Here is a 22600-nt window from a genome sequence, read left to right as displayed (position 1 = left end):
ACTCTCGCGATGTCAAGGGTAGCGGCGGAATTTTCTCCCCGCGGGTGAGCTGGCTCACGACCCCTTTGTCCGGTTCTGCCCCGAGTGCTCGGGGAACTGGCAGAGCCGGATGACCAACGCTCCCATCAATGTAGTACGGTCTCGGCCCTCTTGCCGACCTTTTGCCCGTCTTTCTGTAACGGATCGTGATGGGTGTGCCGGAGCGTCAGCAGATCACACGCAATGCCTGGGCTACCGACACGAAGCGCACCTTCTGCCGTTCCCCTAAGTAGTCACCGTCGAGCTGGAAGGCCTGTGGCCGGCTGGCCACCACGGTGAACTCGTCCTGGTCGTGCAGATGCAGCACCTGCTTGCCGTGCGGACCGCCCTTGCGGGTGGCGAGCTGCGCCAGGGTGCGTGTGGTGCTCGTCACTGCCAACCGCCGCATGGCGAGCACGTCGAGGCCACGGTCGAAGGACGCCTCGGGGTTCGGATTGATCGGCCGGTCACCCAGATAGGTCCACGGCGCCGTGTTCTGCACGACGACGGTGCCGAGATCCACCTCGGTCGGCTCGCCGGGGCGCTCGATGGACAGCGGCGGTGTCTTGCGGTCGCCGCCGACCACGAACTGACCGACGATCGAGCGGAAGTAGAGCGCGGGCGTCGACTTGCGGCCGCGCAGGCGGGCCTGCTCGACCCGGCGCACCACGGCCGCGTCCAGCCCGACCCCGGCCGCGAAGGTGAAGTAGCGGTCGTCGGCGCGGCCCAGCCCGATCACCCGGTGCCGGCCGTCGCGCAACGCCTCGAGGATCACGCTGGTGCCGTCGACCCAGTCGCGGGGCAGGCCGAGCGCGCGGGCGAAGACGTTCGTCGAGCCGCCGGGGACGACGGCCAGCGCGGGCAACGCGTTGGCCATCGGGCCGGAGATGCCCTCGAGCGCGACCCGCGCGGTCATCAGGCCGTTGACCGCCTCGTTGATCGTGCCGTCGCCGCCCAGGGTGACGACCACATCGACGCCGCTCTCCGCGGCGGCGCGCGCCAGCGTCGCCGCGTGGCCGCGGCGGGTGGTGTACTCCACGGTCAGATTGACCGCGCTGCGCAGGGCCCGGACCAGCACGTCGCGGCTGCGCTCGCTCGTGGTGGTGGCTTTGGGGTTAACCACCAGTAACGCTCGCATGCGCGGCACTGTACCTGCTGGGCGGCCTGCGGACTGTCGGTATGGTGCTGGAGTGACCGGTGAGAATGCAGTCGTTGACAAACCCGCGAGCCTGGTGGGGGCGGTGTGGCTGCTCTACCTCCAGGCCGCCGGGCTGGCCGCGCTCACGACCTGGCTGGTCATCCTCGACCTCACCCGCAACGTTCCGGAGATCGCGGTGGCGATCGCGCTGACCGTGCTGGCCGCGCTCGGCGCCGCCGGCGTCTTCCTCGTGGCGCGGGCGCTCGGCCGGCGTTCGCTGCACGCCCGCGGGCCGGCGATCGTCGTGCAGCTGTTCCTCATCGCCGCCGGCGGCTTCCTGCTCCAGGTGCATCCGGTGTGGCTGGGCGTGGTGCTGATGGCGCTGGGCGTACTCGTGGGGATCCTGATCGTTCTTCCGTCCACCACGCGAGCGCTCGGCGTCGATTAATCACCCTCACAAGGCGACCTAGGGCCTACCCTGTGTAGGTGACCGGATCAACGGTGCGACTGCCCGCCTATCAACTACTGGCGGACGAGCTACGCGCGGACATCACGTCGGGACGACTTCAGCCGGGCGAACGGCTCCCTCCCGAGCCTGAGCTGTGTGTGAAGACCGGGGTGAGCCGCAGCACGGTGCGGGAGGCCTTGCGGCTGCTGGCCAGCCAGCACCTCATCGTGACGACCCGTGGCGTGACCGGCGGCAGCTTCGTCTCCCATCCCGACGCCGAGCAGCTCGCCGACGGCCTGGCCGCCGGCTTCACGCTGCTGCGGAACTCGGCCGACGTGGGCCTCGCCGACATGCTCGAGCTGCGCCGCTCCCTCGAGATCCCGGCCGCCGAGCTGGCCGCGGCGCGGCGCACCGACGACCACCTCATCGAGATCCGCAGCGCGCTGTTCGACCCGGCGGTCGACGACTTCGACACGATGCTGGCGGCGCACGCGGCGTTCCACATGGCGGTGGCCAAGGCGACCGGCAACCCGCTGTTCGAGCTGATGGTGCGCCCGCTCTACCACGCCTCGTTCGGTGAGAACGTCACCGGCGCGCTGCCGCCGGACTACTGGACGCACATCGACGCCGACCACCGCGAGCTGCTCGACGCGCTGACGGCGGGCGACCCGATCGACGCGGCGCGGGCCGCGAGCCGGCACCTCGACTACATCTCGACGGCCACCCGGGACGAAGAGGTCAGCCTTCAGTACGGCGGGTGAGCAGGCGGATCGTCGCGCGCTGGCCGCTCGCCTCGGCGGCGGCCGAGGTGGTCAGCGCGGTCAGCACCTTCCACGCGAAGGACGACTCGGCGGGCAGCCGCGCGCCGCGCACGGTGGTCACGCTGACCTCGACGGTCAGCGCGTCCTCGGTCACCGTGAAGCGGCACTCGAGCTCGGCGCCCCGGGTCGCGATCGCGAGCAGCATCGCGCACGCCTCGTCGACGGCGATGCGCAGATCCTCGATCTCGTCGAGCGCGAAGTGCAGCCGGGCCGCGAGGCCGGCCGTGGCGGTGCGGAGCACGCCCAGGTATCCGCCGTCCGCGGGCACGGTCAGCAGGACGACGTCGTCGCCGAGCACCGGCTCGGGGTGTGTCAGAGTCACCGTGGCCATCCTCCCAACGTGAGGAGAGCCTAGCGGTTGACCGGGGTGGCGCGCTCGGCCAGGCGGCGCAGCGCGTCGCCGGAGAGCCGGTAGGGCAGCCAGTCGTCGGTCACCGTCGCGCCGATCGCGGCGTAGAACTCGGCGGCCGGGTTCCAGTCCAGCATCACCCATTCGAGGCGCTGGTATCCCCGCCGCACGCAGATCTCGGCCAGCGCGGCCAGCAGGGCGCCGCCGGCGCCGGTGCCGCGTGCCGCCGGCCGCACGTACAGGTCCTCGAGGTGGATGCCGCAGCTGCCGGTCCAGGTCGAGAAGTTCAGGAACCACAGGGCGAAGCCGACCGGCTCGTCGTCCGCGCCGACCGCGACGTGCCCGAAGACGGTCGGCTCCTCGAACAGGACCCGGGAGAGCTGCGCGGTGGTCAGGTGGCACTGGTCGGCGGCCCGCTCGTACGCGGCCAGCTCGTGGACCATCGCGACAACGGCCGGCACGTCCCCGGGACGCACCGGCCGTACGGTGGCGGCGAAGCTCACGCCTGCTTGGTCTCCCAGAAGATCTTGGAGATCTCCTCGATCTTGGCGAGCAGCTGGTCGCCGACGGCCGGGTCGAGCGAGCCCTTGGCGCCCGCGGCGCCGGCCAGCTTGGTGGCCTCGTTGAACAGCTGGTGCAGGTTCGGGTACTTCTCGAAGTGCGGCGGCTTGAAGTAGTCCGTCCACAGCACCCAGAGGTGGTGCTTGACGAGCTCGGCGCGCTGCTCCTTGATGAGGATGGCGCGGGTGCGGAACTCCGGGTCGGTGTTCGCCTGGTACTTCTCCTGGATGGCCTTCACCGACTCGGCCTCGATCCGGGCCTGCGCGGGGTCGTAGACGCCGCAGGGCAGGTCGCAGTGGGCGCTGACCACGGTTCGCGGGGTGAGGAAGCGCGGAAGTCGCATCAGGACTCCTCCGTATGAGTTTGCGATGATCCGCGGTTGACACTACCCCTTACATCTGGGCCGTAACGCGACGGAGGACTGATGCCTTGAGGTGGCAATTACCACTGTTCGCCGTCCTGGTGAGCGGGCCGTCGATGGCGCCTGCGCTGCGCAGTGGGGACGCCCTTCTGGTCCGCCGGGGCGGGCGGCGGGTGCGGGCCGGCGACGTCGTGGTGGCGCGCTTCCGTACCCGTCCGGACCTGCTGGTCGTGAAGCGGGCGATCCGCGAGCAGGACGGTGGCTGGTGGATCCAGGGCGACAACGGGCTGGTCGAGGACGACTCCCGGCGGTACGGGGTGGCGGATGTCATCGGCCGGGTGTTAATTCGCTACTATCCGCGTCCCGGTCGGCTAGGTTAAGGTCCAGCAACCGCAGCGCGCACCCGTGCAGCGGTTCGCTATCCCGGGTGATCCCCGCATCGCACCGCCGCTCGGCGCACATTCGCGACCGAGGACCGCGCCGGTGCACCGTGTCAACGTCGATGCCGTGTGGAGTCACCGTGTCTTTCTTCAGTTTCGAGCTCGATCCCGCCCTCGCCGCCGATCCGGTCTTCGACCTGCACAAGCAGGGGAAGATGTCGATCAGTCCGACCGTTTCGCTGTCCAGCCGCGACGATCTGTCCCTCGCGTACACCCCGGGCGTGGCCCGGGTCTGCGAGGCCATCGCCGAGGACCCGGAGCTCTACCCCGACTACACCTGGACGGCCAACACGGTCGCCGTCGTCACCGACGGATCCGCCGTGCTCGGGCTCGGCAACATCGGCCCCAAGGCCGCGATGCCGGTCATGGAGGGCAAGGCCATCCTCTTCAAGCAGTTCGGCGGGGTCGACTCGATCCCGATCTGCCTGGACACCCAGGACGTCGAGGGCATCGTCGCCGCGGTGCAGGCGATGGCACCGTCCTTCGGCGGCATCAACCTGGAGGACATCAGCGCGCCGCGCTGTTTCGAGATCGAGCGCCGGCTCGACGCCGAGCTCGACATCCCGGTCTTCCACGACGACCAGCACGGCACCGCGGTGGTCACGCTGGCCGCCCTGACCAACGCGGCCAAGCTGCTCGGCCGCCGCTTCGCCGACCTGCGCGTGGTGATCAGCGGGGCCGGCGCGGCCGGGGTCGCGATCACCAAGACGCTGATCGCCGCGGGCGTCGACGGCGCCAACGTGATCATCTGCGACTCGCGCGGCATCGTCCACGCCGAGCGGGGCGACCTCACGCCGATCAAGGCGGAGCTGGCCGCCACCACCAACCTCTCGGGCCGCACCGGCGGGATCGGCGAGGCCCTGATCGGCGCCGACGTGCTGATCGGCGTCTCGGGCGGCGCGATCGAGGAGTCGGCGCTGGCCGGCATGGCGCCGGGCGGCATCATCTTCGCGCTGGCCAACCCGACGCCCGAGGTCCCGCCGCACGTCGCGCACAAGTACGCGGCGATCGTGGCCACCGGGCGCAGCGACTTCCCCAACCAGATCAACAACGTGCTGGCCTTCCCGGGCATCTTCCGGGGCGCGCTCGATTCCCGGGCGACCACGATCACCGAGGCGATGAAGGTGGCCGCGGCCGCGGCGATCGCCGACGTGGTCTCCGACGACCTGCGCGCCGAGGCGATCGTGCCCTCGCCGCTCGACCCGCGGGTGGCGCCCGCGGTCGCCCAGGCGGTGGCCGAGGCGGCGGCCCGCGACGGCGTGGCGCGCCGCCAGGTCCCGGCCCGGCCGGTGGCGGCGCCCCGGCCGTCCACGCTGTCGCTGCTGACGGAGTCCGACATCAACTGAGCCGGTTGGCGGACCAGCCCGATGGCCTCGGCCGCCGGGCTGGTCCTCCATTAGGGTCTTCGCATGCGAGCCGCCATCGCCACCGCCGCCGATCCCGACCAGCCGCTGCGCGCACTCACCGTGGGCGAGGCGCCCGAACCGGACGTGCCCGCCGGGTGGACGGTCGTCGAGGTCCGCGCGGCCTCGCTCAACCACCACGACATCTGGTCGCTGCGCGGTGTCGGCCTGCCGCCCGACCGGCTGCCGATGATCCTCGGGTGCGACGCGGCCGGCGTCGACCCCGACGGCAACGAGGTCGTGGTCTATCCGGTCGTGGCCGACAAGGGCGACCCGAGGGGTTATTCGCTGCTGTCCGAGCGCTTTCCGGGCACGCTGGCCGAGCTGGTCGCGGTGCCGCGGGAAAATCTGATCCCCAAGCCGGCCGGGGTGTCCTTCCTGGAGGCGGCGTGCCTGCCGACCGCCTGGCTCACCGCGTTCCACATGCTGACCACCCGCGGGCGGGTCGCCGAGGGCTCGTCGGTGCTGGTGCAGGGCGCCGGCGGCGGGGTGGCCACCGCGGCCGTCGCGCTCGCGGTGGCGATGGGCAAGAGGGTGTACGCGACGAGCCGCGATTCCGGCAAGCGCGAGCGCGTCGCCGCGCTGGGCGCCACGGCGGTCGAGCCCGGCGCCCGCCTCCCCGAGCGCGTCGACGTGGTGATCGAGTCGGTCGGCGCGCCCACCTTCGACCACTCGATGAAAAGCGCGGCCCCCGGCGCCCGCATCGTGGTGTGCGGCGCGACCGGCGGTCATCTGGCCACGGTCGACCTGCGACGCCTGTTCGCCATGCGGCTCGAGCTGCTCGGCAGCACGATGGGCACCCGGGATGAGCTCGCGGCGCTGCTCGAGCTCTGCGTCGAGCGCGACGTGCGCCCGGTGATCGACTCGACCTACGGCTTCTCGGCGGTGGCCGACGCCTTCGCCCACCTCGAGTCGGGCGACGTGTTCGGCAAGGTGGCGCTCGACTTCCTGCACTGAAGACGGTCGTCCCGGGGCCGGGCGGCTGTGCGGCGGCTGCGGCGTGGGCGAGGGCGCGGGGAGGCGGTGCACCCGCTCGCCGCGGCCGTCGCGACGAGACCCGCGATCACCGTACGCCGGCGCACCCGCCCGCACTCAAGCGACCGGATAGACGATGTGCGGGAGCATCCCACGGGCCGGCTCGTCGCCCGTCAGCGTCCAGCGCAGGAAGGCGATCACGGTGGAGCGCATGAGCGAGTAGCCGATGTCGCCGGGCCGCAGGTAGGTGGCGTGCGAGTTGTGCCGCATCAGCAGGTACGACTTGGGCCACGGCACCCGGGCGAACAACCGGCGACTGGCCGCCACCCGCACGATCGGGTCGGCGGTTCCCTGCAGGAACAGCATGGTCGCGGGCGGTCCGGCGAAGGCGCCCTTCGCCGCCCAGCCGGCCATGATGACGCCGGCCCGCAGGCGCGGGTCGTGCCCGGCGGTGAGCAGCCCGGTCGCGGTGTATCCGCCGGCCGAGTGCCCGATCAGGGCCATGTGGTCGGTGTCGATGCGATGCCACAGCGGGTCGCCCCGGGTACGGCCGAGCGCCTGCACGCGGGCGAGCACGTAGCGGGCGTCGGCGGGCTGGTTGACGATGTCCGGCCGCCGGAAGTCGTCGGTGAACTCGCTCGTGTGCGGGAACGTCGGCGCGGCCACGACGAACCCGGCGGCCGCCCACCCGGCCAGCGCGTCGGCGTAGCGCTCGGGGGAGCCGCTCAGCCCGTGGCAGAAGAGCACCAGCGGGAACCGGCCCGTGGCCGGCGGCCGGGCCGTCCAGGCCAGCTTCCCCTGCACGACGTGCACGCGCTTCCGCCGGGCGGGCTCCGTCCGGCCGGGCGGGGGACGCTCGCCGGCAGCGGCGGCGCCGACGTCCCCGGCGGCGGCGGTGGGTTGCCCCACCGGGTAGAAGAGCAGGGTCGGCAGCGGCCGGTCGGCGCCCCGCTCGAGGCGCAGGATGCGAGCGCCCACCGCGTAGGTGAGCTGGGTCACCGGCGCCGGGGACGGCGTCACGGCCGCGGGCGGCGGGGCCGGCGCCGGGGACGGCGGGGACGGCGGGGACGGCGGACCGAAGCAACCGGCGGCCGTCAGCGTGATGGCGAGCGCGAGTGCCAGCCCGCTCGCCCGCCCCCGCGTCCCCATGGTCCGAAGTTACGGCGCGACGCGCCCACCAAGGGGTGAAATCCCCGGACCGGGAGCATTCGTCCTGGTAGGCGAAACGACCGGGCGGTGCGGGGCGCAACGGACGGGCGTCTTTTCGCTATGGTCTTGCGCATGTCTGACAACAGCGTCGACCCGAGCGGCAACACCGAGGCCTTCCGCGCCTTCCAGAGCACCCCGCCGGAGCCCGCATCCACCGCGTCCAAGACCCCGCTGATCGTGACCGGCGTGGTCGTGGCCGTGGTGCTCATCGCCGTGATCGTCTGGCTGGCGTCCTGAGGCCTGGCGTCCGGCCGGCCGGGCGGCTTAACGGCCGAGCGCGGCGCGCGACTGGTTCGCGATCTCCAGCTCCTCGTCGGTCGGCACCACGCACACCGCCACCGGCGCGCCGCCGGGCGAGATGAACGTGTCGCCCGCCGCGTTGCGTGCCGGGTCGACCGCGATCCCCAGTGCCTCCAGCCCCGAGAGCGATTCGCCGCGGACGTCCGGAGAGTTCTCCCCGACGCCCGCGGTGAACGTGATCGCGTCCACCCTTCCGAGGACGGCCAGGTAGGCGCCCACGTACTCGCGGATCCGCCGGGTGTAGACGTCGACGGCCAGCCCGGCCACCGGGTCGCCCTCGGCGCGCCGCCGCAGCACGGCCCGCAGGTCGTTCTCGCCGGTCAGCCCGAGCAGCCCGGCCTCGCGGGTGAGCGACCGCTCGATCTCCTCGATCGGCATGCCGGCCACCCGGTGCAGGTGGAACACGACCGTGGGGTCGATCTCGCCGCTGCGCGTGCCCATCACCAGGCCGCCCTGCGGCGACATCCCCATCGAGGTGGCCACGCTCCGGCCGCCCTCGACGGCGCACGCGCTCGCGCCGTTGCCCAGGTGCAGCGTGATCACGTTCGTCTCGGCGGAGGGGCGGCCCAGCAGCTCGGCGGTGCGCCGGGCCACGTACGCGTGCGACGTGCCGTGAAAGCCGTATCGCCGGATCTGCCATCGCGACGCCAGCTCGGCGTCGATCGCCCAGGTCACGCCGGCCGCCGGGATGGTCGCGTGGAACGCCGTGTCGAACACCGCCACCTGCGGCAGCTCGGGCAGCAGCTTGCGGGCCACCTCGATGCCGCTGACCGCGGCCGGGTTGTGCAGCGGCGCGAGCGGGACCAGCGCCTCGATCCGGGCGAGCACCGCGTCGTCGACCACCGTCGGCTCGGTGAAGTCGGGACCGCCGTGCACGACCCGATGGCCCACCGCGGCGAGGCCGTCCGCCGGGATGGACTCCAGGATGCGCTGCAGCGCGCCCCGGTGGTCGGCCGCGTCGCCGCCGGGCTCGCCGATCCGCTCGACCAGCCCCTTCGCGGCCGTCTCGGCGCCGTCGAAGAGCCGGTATTTCACCGACGAGGATCCGCTGTTGAGCACCAGCACCCGGGTCATCGCACCGCCGCCTGAATCGCCGTGATCGCCACCGTGTTGACGATGTCCTTGACCGTCGCGCCCCGGGACAGGTCGTTGACCGGCCGCCGCAGCCCCTGCATGACCGGCCCGACCGCGACCGCCCCGGCCGAGCGCTGGACCGCCTTGTACGTGTTGTTCCCGGTGTTCAGGTCGGGGAACACGAACACCGTGGCCTTGCCGGCCACCTCGCTCGACGGCAGCTTCGTCGCCGCGACCGCCGGGTCGATCGCCGCGTCGTACTGGATCGGCCCCTCCACCGGCAGGTCGGGCTGCCGCGAGCGCACCAGCGCGGTGGCCGCCGCGACCTTCTCCACGTCGGCGCCCGCGCCGGAGCTGCCGGTCGAGTAGGACAGCATGGCCACCCGCGGCTCGATGCCGAACGCCGCCGCGGTACGCGCCGAGGAGAGCGCGATGTCGGCCAGCTGCTCGGCGTCGGGGTCGGGGTTGACCGCGCAGTCGCCGTAGACCAGCACCCGGTCGGCGAGCAGCATGAAGAACACGCTGGACGCGACCGACACCTCGGGCACCGTCTTGATGATCTCGAAGGCCGGCCGGATGGTGGCCGCGGTGGTGTGGTTGGCCCCCGACACCATGCCGTCGGCGAGCCCTTCGGCGACCATCATCGTGCCGAAGTAGTTCACGTCCCGGACCACGTCGTACGCGAGATCGAGGGTGACGCCCCGCTTCTTGCGCAGCTCGGCGTAACGGGCCGCGAACCGGTCACGCCATTCGGACGCCGAGGGGTCGACCAGCCGGGCGTCCCCGATCGAGACGCCGAGCTCGCGGGCCCGGCGGCCGATCTCGGCCGGGTCGCCGAGCAGCGTCAGGTCGGCGACCCCGCGGCGCAGCAGCGTCTCGGTGGCCCGCAGGATGCGCTCGTCGGTGCCCTCGGGCAGCACCAGGTGCCGCCGGTCGGCGCGAGCGCGGTCGATCAGATCGTTCTCGAACATCAGCGGGGTGACCCGGGTCGAGCGGGCCACGTCGAGCAGGCGGGCCAGCTCGGCGGTGTCGACGCTCTGCTCGAACGCGCCGATCGCGGCCTCGACCTTGCGCGGGGTACGGGTGCTCAGCCGGGCCTCGATGCGGCCGGCGGCGGCGATCGTGTGGTAGCTGTCGGTCGGCACCACCAGCATCGCCAGGCCGGTGTTGAGCCGCTCGATCACCTCGACCGCGCGCGGGTCGGGGAACTCGCCGAGCGTCAGCACCAGCCCGGAGAGCGTGACGTTGCCGGCGGCGTGCGCGGCGCTGGCGGCCACCAGCAGGTCGGCCCGGTCGCCGGGGGTGATCATCAACGCGCCGTCGGTCAGGTGCTCGAGCAGCATCGGCACGTGCGCGGCGCCGACCACGTAGTCGAGCACGTCGCGGTCGAGGGCGCCGTCGCCGCCGGTGACCACGGTGCCGCCGAGCGCGGCGGCCACCTCGGCCACGGTCGGCGCGGCCACCGCCGCGACCTCGGGGATCGACCAGGTCGGCACGGGCAGGCCGGCGGTCGGCGCGCAACGCCCGTCGGGCACCCGGTTGGCGATCACCGCGAGCACGGTCGCGCCGAGGTCGGTCAGCGAGTGGTACGCGCTGCGGGCGGCCGCCCCCAGCGTCTCCTCGGTGCGCCCCTCGCCGCTGATCACCGGGATGACGACGCTGCCGAACTCGGTGGCGAGCCGGGCGTTGAAGCCGAGCTCGCGAGGGATCTCGTCGGCGGAGGAGGACGACGGCCCGCCCGCGAAGTCGCTGCCGATCACCACGACCGAGGCGCAGCGCCGCTCCACCTCGCGGTAGCGCCCCACGATCCGGCCGATCAGCTCCTCCCACTTGCCGTCGGCGATCAGCGAGCCGGCCTCGGCCGCGGTCACGCCGTAGGAGTCGGCGTAGGGCGCCATCACCGGATATCGCTCGGTCAGCAGGGAGAGCAGCGGGTCGTCGCCCGGACCGGAGAGCAGCGGGCGGAACACGCCGATGCGCGCCACCTGCCGGGAGAGGAGCTCGACCAGCCCGAGCGCGACGGTGCCCTTGCCGACGCCCGGGCCCAGCCCGGCCACATAGACGCTTCGTGCCACGTCCATCAACCTACCGGCCGCGGGGCGAACGGCACCGGGTACAAAGTCCCTACAGCATGTGTCGCAGGTAGCTCTCCGGCGACGCGAGGAAGAGCCGCCAGCGTGCGGTCAATTCAAGATCATCCCATGGCGTACGCCGGATGCCGTGCTCCCCGAGCTCCAGGATCGTCGCCCCCGGCAGCGCGGTGAGCAGCGGCGAATGCGTCGCGACCACGACCTGGGCGCCGGCCAGGCGAAGCTGGTCGAGGTGGGCCACCAGCCGCAGCGTCGAGGTGAACGACAGCGGCGCTTCCGGCTCGTCCATGAGATAGAACCCGTACCCCCGGAACTTGCGCTCCAGCAGGGTCAGGAAGCCCTCGCCGTGGCTGCGCTCGTGCAGGTCGTGGTCGGGGGATCCGGGGAGGCTCTCGAGGTACGTGTACAGCCCGTGCATGGTCTCGGCCCGCAGGAAGTACGAGTTGACCCGCTTCCCCGGCGTCCGCACCACCCGGAGCACATCCGGCAGCGCCTTGACCGCGGGGACGCGCGCCCACCAGGAATCCGGAACCGTGACACCGGGCGCCCGCTCCAGACGGCGGAGGGGGCGCGGCGAGTCACTCCTCGTCATCCTCGTCGTGGCGGGCCAGCCAGGTGGCGAGCCGCTCGATCGGCGTCTCGAACTCCGGGTTGAGGTCGACGAAGGTGCGCAGTTGCTCGCCCAGCCACTCGAGCGTGACGGTTTCCTCGCCGCGCCGGTCGACCAGCTCCTCGATGCCCCGATCGGTGAAGTACATGCCCGGATAGTAAGAGGGGGCGCCTCGCCGCGGCGAGGCGCCCCCGTCGACTCACGGGCGGGGCAGCGCGGCTTCGATCAGCGCCGCCTGCTCGGCGTCGTGCATCTTGGCCGACCCGACCGCCGGGGCGGCCGCCGCCGGGCGCGAGATGCGCCGCAGCCGCACGCCCTCGAGGTGCTCGAGCAGGTTGAGCGCCACGAACGACCAGGCGCCCTGGTTGGCCGGCTCCTCCTGGACCCAGGCGAAGTCCTCGGCGTCCGGGTACTGCGCCAGGATCGCCTTGAGCTCGGCCACCGGCAGCGGGTAGATCTGCTCCATCCGGATGATCGCGGTGTCGGTGATGCCGCGCTCGGCGCGGGCCTGGAACAGGTCGTAGTAGACCTTGCCCGAGCAGAGCAGCACCCGCCGGACCGACTTCGCGTCGAGCGGCGTGCCGTTGATGCCGGCGTCGCCGATCACCGGCTGGAACGTGCCCTGGGTGAAGTCGGCCACCGAGGAGGTGGCCAGCTTGTGCCGCAGCAGCGACTTGGGCGAGAACACCACCAGCGGCTTGCGCTTGCTCGACAGGGCCTGGCGGCGCAGCACGTGGAAGTAGTTCGCCGGGGTGGTCACGTTCGCCACCCGCATGTTGTCCTGCGCGCAGAGCTGCAGGAAGCGCTCGGGCCGGCCGGACGAGTGGTCGGGGCCCTGGCCCTCCTGGCCGTGCGGGAGCAGCAGCACCAGCGACGACTGCTGGCCCCACTTCACCTCGCCGGAGGAGATGAACTCGTCCACGATCGACTGGGCGCCGTTGGCGAAGTCGCCGAACTGCGCCTCCCAGAGGACCAGCGCGTCCGGGTTCTCCACCGAGTAGCCGTACTCGAAGCCCATCGCCGCGTACTCGGACAGCAGCGAGTCGTGCACGAAGAACCGGGCGTTGCCGGTGGCCAGCGACGACAGCGGCAGGAAGTCCTTGCCGGTCTTGGCGTCGACGATCGAGGCGTGCCGGGAGACGAACGTGCCGCGGCGCGAGTCCTGCCCGGCCAGCCGCACGGTGACGCCCTCGCTCAGCAGCGAGCCGAACGCGACCAGCTCGCCGAACGCCCAGTCGATGCCGCCCTCGTTGGCCATCTTGGCCCGCCGCTCGAGCAGCTGCTGGACCCGCTTGTGCGGGGTGAAGCCCTCGGGCAGCTCGACGTGCGCCTGGCCGACCGAGCGCACCACGGACGCGTCGACCGCGGTGTCGACCTGCGGCTCGGCCTCGTCGGAGATGACCCGCGGCCGGGGCGGGGAGCCGGCGGCGTCGCGGGTGGCCTTGAAGACCTGCTCGAGCTGGGACTGGTAGTCGCGCAGCTGCTCCTGGGCGTCGTCGACGGTGATGTCGCCGCGGCCGATCAGCTCCTCGGTGTAGAGCTTTCGCACCGAGCGCTTGGTGTCGATGATCTGATACATCCGCGGGTTGGTCATCGACGGGTCGTCGCCCTCGTTGTGGCCGCGCCGGCGGTAGCAGACCATGTCTATGACGACGTCCTTGTTGAACGCCTGGCGGTACTCGAAGGCCAGCTTGGCGACCCGCACGACGGCCTCGGGGTCGTCGCCGTTCACGTGGAAGATCGGCGCCTGGATCATCCGCGCCACGTCGGTCGAGTACATCGACGAGCGACTGTATTCCGGCGCGGTAGTGAAGCCGACCTGGTTGTTGACGATCACGTGGACCGTGCCGCCGGTGCGGTACCCCCGCAGCTGGGAGAGGTTCAGCGTCTCGGCGACCACGCCCTGGCCGGCGAACGCGGCGTCGCCGTGCACCAGCACCGGGAGCACCGTGTAACCGTGCAGGCCGAGGTCGAGGCGGTCCTGCTTGGCCCGGACGATGCCCTCCAGCACCGGGTCGACGGCCTCGAGGTGGGACGGGTTGGCCACCACGCTGATCGTGGTGGAGTGCTCGCCGTCCGGCGTCGTGTACTTGCCGGTCTGGCCGAGGTGGTATTTGACGTCGCCGGAGCCGTGGGCCGACTTCGGGTCCATCTGACCCTCGAACTCGTAGAAGATCTTCTCGTACGGCTTGCCGACGATGTTGGCCAGCACGTTCAGCCGGCCGCGGTGGGCCATGCCGATGACCATCTCGTCGAGCCCGGCCTCGGCCGAGGACTGCAGCACCGCGTCGAGCAGCGGGATCAGCGACTCGCCGCCCTCCAGCGAGAAGCGCTTCTGGCCGACGAACTTGGTCTGCAGGAAGGTCTCGAAGGCCTCGGCCGCGTTGAGCCGGTTGAGGATGTGCTTCTGCTCGTCCTGGTCGGGCTTGGCGTACTTGATCTCGATGCGGTCCTGGATCCAGCGCCGCTCCTCGGGGCCCTGGATGTGCATGTACTCGATGCCGACCCGGCGGCAGTAGGTGTCGCGCAGCACGCCCAGCACGTCGCGCAGCTTCATCCGCTGCTTGCCGGCGAAGCCGCCGACCGGGAACGTGCGGTCGAGGTCCCACAGGGTCAGGCCGTGCTGGAGCACGTCGAGGTCGGGGTGGCGGCGGATCTCGAACTCGAGCGGGTCGGTGTCGGCCATCAGGTGGCCACGCACCCGGTACGCGTGGATCAGCTCCACCACCCGCGCGGCCTTGTCGATCTGGCCCTCGGAGGTGCGGGCCACGTCGCGCACCCAGCGGACGGGTTCGTACGGAATCCGCAGCGAGGTGAAGATGTCGTCGTAGAAGCCGTGCTCGCCGAGCAGCAGCTCGTGCATCACCTTGAGGAACTCGCCGGACTGGGCGCCCTGGATGACCCGGTGGTCGTAGGTGCTGGTGAGCGTGGTGACCTTGCTGACGCCGATCTCGGCGAGGGTGTCGTCGCTCATCCCGGCGTTCTGCGCCGGGTACTCCATCGCGCCGACGCCGATGATCGCGCTCTGCCCGGCCATCAGGCGCGGGATCGAATGGACCGTGCCGATGCCGCCCGGGTTGGTCAGCGAGATCGTGGTGCCGGTGTAGTCGTCCATGGTCAGCTCGTTGCGGCGGGCGCGCCGCACGACGTCCTCGTACGCCTGCCAGAACTTGCGGAAGTCCATCGTCTCGCAGTTCTTGATGGACGGGACGACCAGCGTGCGGGAGCCGTCCTTCTTGGCCAGGTCGATGGCGATGCCGAGGTTGATGTGCTCGGGCGCGACCATCGCGGGCTTGCCGTCGATCTGGGCGAACGAGTTGTTCATCTCGGGGTGGGCCACCACGGCGCGGACCAGCGCCCAGCCGATGAGGTGGGTGAAGCTGACCTTGCCACCGCGCCCGCGGGCGAGGTGGTTGTTGATCACGATGCGGTTGTCGACCATCAGCTTGGCCGGGACCGCGCGCACCGACGTCGCGGTGGGCACCTCGAGCGAGGAGTCCATGTTCTGCACGATCTTGGCAGCGACGCCGCGCAGCGTGGTGATCTTGGCACCCTCGGGGGCCTTGCCGTTCGCGGCGGCGGGCGCGGGCTTGGCGGCCGGCGCGGGCTTCGGAGCAGGCTTCGCAGTTTCCGGCACGGTCGGCTTGACCGGGGCCACGGTCGTCGCGGCGGGGGCATCCGTGCCGGCGCGGGCCGCGGAGGCGGTCGCGTTCGCGGCGGTCGCCTCATCCGGCGTGACGATCGAACCGGTGGCCATCGCCGGCTTGTAGTCGGCGAAGAAGTCGTGCCACGCCGGGTCGACGCTCGTGGGGTCGGCCAGGTAGCGCTGGTACATCTCGTCGACGATCCACTCGTTGGGACCGAAGTCCGCGAGTGGGTTGTCATGCGAAGTCTGCTGCTGGGTCGACACTTTCGTGTTCGCCTCTTTCACCGTGTTTGTCAGCACGCGACTGTTTCGTCACATGGGACGGGAAGAATTCGGTGTCAAGGCTACGCGTCCCGGGCCCGGTCCGCCGCTGCGGGCGGCCGGGCTAGGAGATGTCGCGGCGCTTGGTGATCAGCGTGCCGACGACCCCGGCGATCACCGCGTAACCGATCAACACGACGGCGCCGACCCAGCGCGGAGGGTTGCCGGGCAACTCGGTTCCCGCGAGCATCAGCTGCGACGCCGTGGTCGGCACCAGCACCTGGAGCTTCCCGATCCACTCGGCCACCTGGCTGGCGAGCAGCTGGAAGATCCCGCCGATCACCGCGGCACCGACCGTGTAGACGATCGCGAGCGTCAGCGTCGCCGCCAGCTGACTGCGAATGAGCACGCCGAGGCCGACGCCGAGCACCGCCCACAGCCCGAAGGCCAGCGCGTTCAGCCCGATGGCCCGCCAGACCGCCGGCTCGCCGAGCTGGACCGGAACGTTCAGCGCGTCCAGGATGATCGGGACCAGGATCAGGTTGAGCAGCGTGGTGACCACCCAGACCACCAGCGCCACGATGATCCCGGCGCCGAGCTTGGCCAGGATGACCGCCTCCCGCCGCGGCGTCACCAGGAACGTGGTGGTCGCGGTGAGGTGGAAGAACTCGCTGGTCACGATGATCGCGGAGAGCAGCAGGACGATCAGCACGCCCATGTATTGCCCGGTGGTGTACAGGTTGGTGGCGATGTTGATCGGCTGGGCGGCCGCGTCGATCTGCGCCTGCGCGTCCGCGCCACCGCCGTCGGCCTGGCCGCTGAGGTACGCGTACGAGGTCAGCCAGTTGAAGCCGAGGCTGGCCGCGTAGAGCGGGAGCAGGATGATGCCCATGATCCACCAGAGCGCGGTGGTGCGGATCTTGAAGAGCTCGGCGTTGACCAGTCTCATCGGATGCCCGCCATTCCCGCCGTGAGCTGAAGGAAGACCTGTTCGAGATCGCCGCGCTCGGGGGTGAGCTCGTGCAGCTCGACCGAGGCGGTGAAGGCGGCGTGCCCGATCGCGGCCGCCTCGACGCCGCCGACCAGCAGCGCGCCGTCGGGCTGGGGCGAGACCGTGGCGCCCAGCTTGCTGAGCGCGTCGCCCAGCTCGGCGGCCTGCGGCGTGCGCACCCGCACCTGGGACGTGCCCATCGAGCCGAGCACCTCGTCGACCGGCCCCTGCCGGATCAGCTTGCCGGCCGCCACGATCACCACGTCGTCGGCGAGCAGCTGCATCTCGCCGAGCAGGTGGCTGGAGACCAGCACCGTGCGCCCCTCGGCCGCGAGGGCCTTGAGCAGGTCACGCATCCAGCGGATGCCCTCGGGGTCGAGGCCGTTGGCCGGCTCGTCGAGCACCAGCACCCGCGGGTCGCCGAGCATGGCGGCGGCGATGCCGAGCCGCTGCTTCATGCCGAGCGAGTAGCCCTTGAACTTGCGCTTGGCGGCCGGGGTGAGCCCGGTCAGCTCGAGCACCTCGTCGGCCCGCGTCTCGGGCAGGCCGGCCGCCTTGCAGATCATCCGCAGGTGGTTGCGCCCGGTGCGGCCGCGGTGCGCGCTGGACGCCTCGAGGACCGCGCCCACGCGCCGGATCGGGTCGGGCAGGTCGACGTACTTGCGGCCGCCGATGGTGGCGGTGCCGGCGGTCGGCGTGACCAGCCCGAGCAGCATGCGCAGGGTGGTGGTCTTGCCGGCGCCGTTGGGCCCGAGGAACCCGGTGACGCGCCCGGAGCGGACGGCGAAGCTGAGGTCGTCCACCGCGCGCAGCTTCTTGTACTGCTTGGTGAGGTGATCGACGACGATGTCGTCGGTCGCTGGCCCGCTCATCGCGGCTGCTCCCTTCCGCCCTGGCTGAAGGATCAAGGTACTAGGCCACCGCTATCCACGTGGCCCGAGCCGCTGCCATCGGCGCGCCGCTCTCGGCGTACAGGATGGAATCGACCATGGCCTTGCGGCCGGAAGTCGCCGACATCCGCCCGGCCACGACGCAGCTCGCGCCGGGTCCGGGCAGCTCAGCGACGGTGACCGCGATCCGGCCGAGCACGAACGTCCGGCCCTGCGCCATCGCGGTCCAGCCGCCGGGGCAGTCGAGCGCCGCCCAGATAGTCGCCAACTCGACATCGGCCGGCACCGTCCAGGGCGCCGCCGTCCGGCCGTCGCCGAGCGGCCCGGGAAAGATCCGCAGGCCGTCCGGGCGCTGCGGGCCGCACACGAAACAGGTGGGGAAGGGGTGCGCCGCGAACCCCGGGTAGCCGCGCGAGGCCTCGACGGCCTCGGCGAACGGCACAAAACCCGGGAATTCCGAAAAATCAGCCCGATCGGCCGGCGCCAGCTCCGCGATCAAAGATCCGGACCCATCGCGTACGTCTTCGTGAGTAACCGAAAGTTCGGTGTCCAACGGCGGCGGCACCCGCAGCGTCACCTCCACCGCCGGCCCGCCGGCCCGCGCTCCCGCCGCGGCGGCGAACGCGCCGGCCGACCATCCGCCGTTGCCACTGCCCGGTGGGCCGTTGAAGCGTGCCGGAATCCTCATGCCTGGAAGGCTCGCACACGGCGTTCACCGGCCGGTCCGTCCGGGTGCCGCCGATCCGCGTAGTCTGAATACTTTCACAGACAACTTTCAGTCGCTGTGCAGCGGGATTGCAGCGGATTGTTCAAGAATGGGTGTCATGGCAGCTCAGACCCAGCCCAAGCAGAGTGAGGCGAAGCTCCTCGTCGTCGAGGACGACGCCAACATCCTGGAGCTTCTTTCCGCCAGCCTGCGCTTCGCCGGGTTCGACGTCAGCACCGCCACCAGCGGCAGCGCTGCCGTCAGCGCGGCGAAGAACGCGACGCCCGACCTGGTCGTCCTCGACGTCATGCTGCCCGACCTCGACGGTTTCGAGGTCATCCGGCTCATGCGCGAGGGCGGGCAGCGCACGCCGGTGGTCTTCCTGACCGCCCGCGACGGCACCGACGACAAGATCCGCGGGCTCACGCTCGGCGGCGACGACTACGTGACCAAGCCGTTCAGCCTCGAGGAGCTCACCGCCCGCATCCGGGCCGTGCTCCGCCGCACCACCGCGGGTGACGAGGAGCCGTCCCGCCTGGTCTTCGCCGACCTCGAGCTCGACGAGGAGACGCACGAGGTCTACCGGGCCGGCAACCGGGTGCAGCTGTCGCCGACCGAGTTCAAGCTCCTGCGCTACCTGATGCTCAACGCCAACCGCGTGCTCTCCAAGGCGCAGATCCTCGACCACGTGTGGAAGTACGACTTCCGCGGCGACGACAACATCGTCGAGTCGTACATCTCGTACCTGCGGCGCAAGGTCGACAACGTGCAGCCGCGCCTGATCCACACCCTGCGCGGCGTCGGATACGTGCTGCGCAAACCCGCCGTCTGAGCTCGCGGTGACGTTGACCGAGCGGGTGCGTGGCTCCCTCCCGCCGCAGCCCAATCTGCGCCGCGTCTCGCTGCGCACCAAGCTGGTCGCGTCGGTGCTGATCCTGGTCCTCGCGGCGCTCACGCTGATCAGCCTGGCGAGCACGTACGCGCTGCACAACTACCTCATCTCGCGGATGGACGCGCAGCTGCACACGTTCGCGGAAACCTCGGTGGTGACCCAGCGCGCCCAGGCGCTGAACATCAACAAGCAGTACACGGTGGTGGGGCCGCCGGACTTCATGGCCGCCGAGAAGTCGACCACCGGCCTCGGCCCGGTCTACCCCGCCAGCCTCGCCACCTCCCCGGGGGATCAGCCGCCGTTCCTGACCGACTTCGCCGAGATCAACGCGCACCTGGACACGCCGTACACGGTCCGCTCGGTCGACGGCCGGTCCCTGTGGCGGATGCTGGTCGTCCAGGCGGAGAACGGCAGCTGGCTCTACGTCGGGCAGCGGATGACCGGCATCGACGAGGCGATCGCCCGGCTGGTCCGGGCGGACGTGCTGGTCGGCGTGGGGGTGCTGATCGCGCTCGCCTCGGTCGGCGCGGCGCTGGTGCGGCAGAGCCTGATCCCGCTGCTGCAGATCGAGCGGACCGCCGCCGCGATCGGCGCCGGCGACCTCACCCAGCGCGTCCCCGACCCCGAGGACCACGACGGCGTCGAGCCCACCACCGAGCTGGGCCGGCTCTCCCGCGCGCTGAACGCGATGCTGGCCCAGATCGAGGCGGCGTTCATCGCGCGGGCCGAGTCCGAGCAGGCGGCCCGGCACGCGGCCGAGGCGGCCAAGGCCTCCGAGGCGCGGGCGCTGGCCTCCGAGGCCAAGATGCGGCAGTTCGTCGCCGACGCGTCGCACGAGCTGCGCACCCCGCTCACCACCATCCGCGGCTTCGCCGAGCTGTACCGCCAGGGCGCCGTCACCGACCCCGAGGAGGTGGCCAAGCTGGTCCGCCGGATCGAGGACGAGGCCGCCCGGATGGGTCTGCTCGTGGAGGACCTGCTGCTGCTCGCCCGGCTCGACCGCGAGCGGCCGCTCAACCTCGGTCCGGTCGAGCTGCCAGTGCTCGCGCTCGACGCGGTGCAGGCCGCCGAGGCGATGGCGCCCGATCGGGACATCACCCTCGAGGTCCGCGACGAGCCGGACAAGCTCGTGGCGTACGGCGACGACGCGCGGCTGCGGCAGGTGATCGGCAACCTGATGACCAACGCGCTGGTGCACACCCCGCCGGACGCCAAGGTGACGCTGCGGCTGTTCGCCGAGCCGGGTCACCGGGCGATCATCGAGATCAGCGACACCGGCCCGGGCCTCTCCCCGGAGCAGAAGGCACACGTCTTCGAGCGCTTCTACCGCGTCGACGAGGCCCGCACCCGGCGCACCGACCGCACCAAGTCCGGCACCGGCCTGGGGCTCGCCATCGTCGCGGCGATCGTGCGCTCGCATCAGGGCACGGTCGAGGTGATCAGCGAGCGCGGCCAGGGCGCCACCTTCCGGGTCACCTTGCCCACCGTGGCGGAGGAGTCGAAGTAGGGGACGGGCCGCCGCTGCTGCTTTGGCAAAGGCCGTAAATCCCGGTAAAGCTTCACAGAAAACGTCCAGGCGTAACACAGTGCGATACGAGAACGACGGGGCAAGGTGGGTGTCATGAACGAGAACGAGACCGACCCGCGCACCGCGGATGCCTCCGCTGAGGGCAGCGCCCCCCAGGAGAGCAGCAGCGCCTCCCCGGAGAGCAGCAGCCCGGAGCGGGGCGTGTCCGAGCATCCGACCGTCGCCGTGCAGCCGCACGCCGGCCACCCCGGCGCCGCCACGCAGTCGCAGTGGAGCGCCCCGGCGTCGGGTGCGCCTCAGTCCGGCACGCCGTGGCCGCCGCAGGCCCCTCAGCCGCCGCAGGCCCCGCAATCGCCGTGGCAGCAGCCGGGCTATCAGCAGCCGTATGGGCAGCAGCACGCCTATCACCAGCAGTACGCGCAGCAGTCCGCCTACGCGAACGGCTGGAACGGCGCGCCCGCCCAGCCCCAGCCGGCCGCCCAGCCCCAGCCGCCCGCCGAGGGTCAGCCGGCCTGGCAGGCCGCCGAGGGTCAGCCGGCCTGGCAGGCCGCCGAGGGTCAGCCGGCCTGGCAGCCCACCGGAGGTCAGCCGGCCTGGGCCGCTCCGGTCGGCGCCGGCCAGCAGCCGCCGCGCCCCGGCCGGGGCCGCAAGATCTTCGCGGCCGGCGCCGCCGCCGTGCTGATCGCGCTGGCCGCGGGCGGCGTGGGCGCCGCGACCGCGCTGGCCTTCGACGACGACGGCGCCAACCCGACGGCGCAGACGAGCAACTCCTCGGTCACCCGCGTGGTCGACCGCTCGTCGCTCTCCCAGATCGCCTCGTCGGTCCAGGACAGCGTCGTGTCGATCACCACCGGGTCGGGCGAGGGATCCGGCGTGATCCTCACCGCCGACGGCTACATCGTCACCAACAACCACGTGGTCGCGACCGCGCAGGGCGACACCGTGACGGTGATCTTCGCCGACGGCAAGAAGGTGCAGGCCGGCATCGTCGGCACCGACCCGCGCACCGACCTGGCCGTGGTGAAGGCGAGCGGCGTCTCGGGCCTGCACGCGGCGAAGTTCGGCAGTAGCGCCAAGATGCAGGTGGGCGACACCGTGCTGGCGATCGGCAGCCCGCTCGGCCTCGAGGGGTCGGTCACCGCCGGCATCATCAGCGCCAAGGACCGCACCATCCAGTCCTCCAGCGACGACGACCGGCAGCAGAGTCCGTTCGGCGGCAACCAGCCACCGCAGCAGTCCGGCACCACCACGATGTCCGGCCTGCTGCAGACCGACGCGCCGATCAACCCGGGCAACTCCGGCGGCGCCCTGGTCAACGTCAACGGCGAGGTCATCGGCATCAACTCGGCGATCGCCACCCAGGGCCAGAGCTCCGGCAACATCGGCCTCGGCTTCGCGATCCCCAGCGACAAGGCCAGCAAGGTGGCCAACGACCTGATGGCCGGCAAGAAGGTGAGCCACCCGGCGCTCGGCGTCAGCGTCACCGACGCCGAGAACGGCGGCGCGCTCGTCTCCACCGTCACGGCCAACAGCGCGGCCGCCAAGGCCGGCCTCCAGCAGGGCGACGTGGTCACCGCGGTCGACGGCAAGGCGATCGACGACTCCAACGACCTGGTCGCCGCGGTGCAGGCCGGCACGGTCGGCCAGAAGATGACCATCGACTTCACCCGGGGCGGGGAGAAGAAGCAGGTCACGGTCACTTTGGCCGAGGCCGAGTAGGGCCGTTCCCACCCCGTGGCGGCGGGCGGTGTGACAAGGGGGTTGTCACGCCGCGCGCCGCTCGCCATGTATGCCGCTATTCACGGACTTTCTCGGGCAACAGCCGCGATTCGCCGCCCGGGACTCGCGTTTCCGGTGGCCGACCGCCTACTCTCCATTCCGCCATCGGC

At 71.5% G+C, this 22600-nt stretch carries 22 protein-coding genes; 9 read left to right on the top strand and 13 right to left on the bottom strand.

Annotated elements, in window-relative coordinates; genetic code table 11:
* Positions 1-205 precede the first annotated feature (205 nt).
* Positions 206-1156, bottom strand: coding sequence for a diacylglycerol/lipid kinase family protein (locus ACFQS1_RS25915; protein ID WP_378973036.1), 951 nt, complete (start codon positions 1154-1156; stop codon positions 206-208).
* 52 nt (positions 1157-1208) lie between these two features.
* On the opposite strand from ACFQS1_RS25915, the gene ACFQS1_RS25910 reads away from it, so the two are divergent.
* Both ACFQS1_RS25910 and ACFQS1_RS25905 read left to right on the top strand, forming a co-directional pair.
* A complete protein-coding gene (locus tag ACFQS1_RS25910) occupies positions 1209-1604 on the top strand; it encodes a hypothetical protein (protein ID WP_378973033.1) in 396 nt (131 codons plus the stop codon).
* Positions 1605-1642: 38 nt separating this feature from the next.
* Positions 1643-2365, top strand: a complete 723-nt coding sequence (locus tag ACFQS1_RS25905) for a FadR/GntR family transcriptional regulator (protein WP_378973031.1) — start codon at positions 1643-1645, stop codon at positions 2363-2365.
* Here ACFQS1_RS25905 and ACFQS1_RS25900 read toward each other — a convergent pair.
* The 3 genes from ACFQS1_RS25900 to sodN are packed head-to-tail and all read right to left on the bottom strand — an operon-like array spanning position 2343 to position 3678.
* Positions 2343-2756, bottom strand: a complete 414-nt coding sequence (locus ACFQS1_RS25900; RefSeq protein WP_378973029.1) for an ATP-binding protein — start codon at positions 2754-2756, stop codon at positions 2343-2345. The genes ACFQS1_RS25905 and ACFQS1_RS25900 overlap by 23 nt on opposite strands.
* A gap of 20 nt (positions 2757-2776) precedes the next feature.
* On the bottom strand, positions 2777-3217 hold the full coding sequence (locus tag ACFQS1_RS25895) for a GNAT family N-acetyltransferase (RefSeq protein WP_378973102.1): 441 nt from the start codon (positions 3215-3217) through the stop codon (positions 2777-2779).
* Positions 3218-3273: 56 nt separating this feature from the next.
* Positions 3274-3678, bottom strand: a complete 405-nt coding sequence (gene sodN / locus ACFQS1_RS25890) for a superoxide dismutase, Ni (RefSeq protein ID WP_378973027.1) — start codon at positions 3676-3678, stop codon at positions 3274-3276.
* An 86-nt stretch (positions 3679-3764) separates the two neighbouring features.
* On the opposite strand from sodN, the gene ACFQS1_RS25885 reads away from it, so the two are divergent.
* The 3 genes from ACFQS1_RS25885 to ACFQS1_RS25875 all read left to right on the top strand — a co-directional run bounded on the left by ACFQS1_RS25885 (position 3765) and on the right by ACFQS1_RS25875 (position 6496).
* Entirely contained in the window at positions 3765-4076 is a 312-nt protein-coding gene (locus ACFQS1_RS25885) for a S26 family signal peptidase (RefSeq protein WP_378973025.1), read from the top strand.
* Between the two features lie 122 nt (positions 4077-4198).
* On the top strand, positions 4199-5482 hold the full coding sequence (locus ACFQS1_RS25880; RefSeq protein ID WP_378973023.1) for an NAD(P)-dependent malic enzyme: 1284 nt from the start codon (positions 4199-4201) through the stop codon (positions 5480-5482).
* Between the two features lie 63 nt (positions 5483-5545).
* Positions 5546-6496, top strand: coding sequence for a zinc-binding dehydrogenase (locus ACFQS1_RS25875; RefSeq protein ID WP_378973020.1), 951 nt, complete (start codon positions 5546-5548; stop codon positions 6494-6496).
* 135 nt (positions 6497-6631) lie between these two features.
* On the opposite strand, the gene ACFQS1_RS25870 is transcribed toward ACFQS1_RS25875, so the two are convergent.
* Positions 6632-7663 (bottom strand): alpha/beta hydrolase family protein, encoded by a 1032-nt coding sequence (locus tag ACFQS1_RS25870; protein ID WP_378973018.1) that lies wholly within the window; start codon positions 7661-7663, stop codon positions 6632-6634.
* 132 nt (positions 7664-7795) lie between these two features.
* On the opposite strand from ACFQS1_RS25870, the gene ACFQS1_RS25865 reads away from it, so the two are divergent.
* On the top strand, positions 7796-7960 hold the full coding sequence (locus ACFQS1_RS25865) for a hypothetical protein (RefSeq protein ID WP_378973016.1): 165 nt from the start codon (positions 7796-7798) through the stop codon (positions 7958-7960).
* Positions 7961-7987: 27 nt separating this feature from the next.
* On the opposite strand, the gene ACFQS1_RS25860 is transcribed toward ACFQS1_RS25865, so the two are convergent.
* The 8 genes from ACFQS1_RS25860 to ACFQS1_RS25825 all read right to left on the bottom strand — a co-directional run bounded on the left by ACFQS1_RS25860 (position 7988) and on the right by ACFQS1_RS25825 (position 18273).
* On the bottom strand, positions 7988-9097 hold the full coding sequence (locus ACFQS1_RS25860; protein WP_378973014.1) for an acetate/propionate family kinase: 1110 nt from the start codon (positions 9095-9097) through the stop codon (positions 7988-7990).
* Positions 9094-11178, bottom strand: coding sequence for a phosphate acetyltransferase (gene pta / locus ACFQS1_RS25855; RefSeq protein ID WP_378973011.1), 2085 nt, complete (start codon positions 11176-11178; stop codon positions 9094-9096). Before pta ends, ACFQS1_RS25860 begins: the two co-directional genes overlap by 4 nt.
* A gap of 43 nt (positions 11179-11221) precedes the next feature.
* Positions 11222-11779, bottom strand: coding sequence for a hypothetical protein (locus ACFQS1_RS25850; RefSeq protein WP_378973009.1), 558 nt, complete (start codon positions 11777-11779; stop codon positions 11222-11224).
* Entirely contained in the window at positions 11766-11945 is a 180-nt protein-coding gene (locus ACFQS1_RS25845; protein WP_378973006.1) for a DUF6104 family protein, read from the bottom strand. Before ACFQS1_RS25845 ends, ACFQS1_RS25850 begins: the two co-directional genes overlap by 14 nt.
* Before the next feature lie 51 nt (positions 11946-11996).
* On the bottom strand, positions 11997-15707 hold the full coding sequence (locus ACFQS1_RS25840; RefSeq protein WP_378973100.1) for a multifunctional oxoglutarate decarboxylase/oxoglutarate dehydrogenase thiamine pyrophosphate-binding subunit/dihydrolipoyllysine-residue succinyltransferase subunit: 3711 nt from the start codon (positions 15705-15707) through the stop codon (positions 11997-11999).
* Between the two features lie 121 nt (positions 15708-15828).
* Positions 15829-16653 (bottom strand): ABC transporter permease, encoded by an 825-nt coding sequence (locus tag ACFQS1_RS25835; protein WP_378973004.1) that lies wholly within the window; start codon positions 16651-16653, stop codon positions 15829-15831.
* Entirely contained in the window at positions 16650-17567 is a 918-nt protein-coding gene (locus ACFQS1_RS25830; RefSeq protein WP_378973002.1) for an ABC transporter ATP-binding protein, read from the bottom strand. Before ACFQS1_RS25830 ends, ACFQS1_RS25835 begins: the two co-directional genes overlap by 4 nt.
* 40 nt (positions 17568-17607) lie before the next feature.
* Complete coding sequence (locus ACFQS1_RS25825; protein WP_378973000.1) at positions 17608-18273, bottom strand: hypothetical protein; 666 nt, start codon at positions 18271-18273, stop codon at positions 17608-17610.
* Between the two features lie 136 nt (positions 18274-18409).
* Between ACFQS1_RS25825 and ACFQS1_RS25820 the strand changes: the two genes are divergently transcribed.
* The 3 genes from ACFQS1_RS25820 to ACFQS1_RS25810 all read left to right on the top strand — a co-directional run bounded on the left by ACFQS1_RS25820 (position 18410) and on the right by ACFQS1_RS25810 (position 22430).
* Positions 18410-19123 (top strand): response regulator transcription factor, encoded by a 714-nt coding sequence (locus ACFQS1_RS25820; RefSeq protein WP_378972997.1) that lies wholly within the window; start codon positions 18410-18412, stop codon positions 19121-19123.
* 7 nt (positions 19124-19130) lie between these two features.
* Positions 19131-20690, top strand: coding sequence for a sensor histidine kinase (locus ACFQS1_RS25815; protein ID WP_378972995.1), 1560 nt, complete (start codon positions 19131-19133; stop codon positions 20688-20690).
* Positions 20691-20804: 114 nt separating this feature from the next.
* Positions 20805-22430 (top strand): S1C family serine protease, encoded by a 1626-nt coding sequence (locus ACFQS1_RS25810; RefSeq protein ID WP_378972992.1) that lies wholly within the window; start codon positions 20805-20807, stop codon positions 22428-22430.
* Positions 22431-22600: the final 170 nt, after the last annotated feature.

The organism is Paractinoplanes rhizophilus, assembly GCF_042664765.1.
Classification (GTDB): domain Bacteria; phylum Actinomycetota; class Actinomycetes; order Mycobacteriales; family Micromonosporaceae; genus Actinoplanes; species Actinoplanes rhizophilus.
This window is presented reverse-complemented; position numbering and strand designations above follow the sequence as displayed.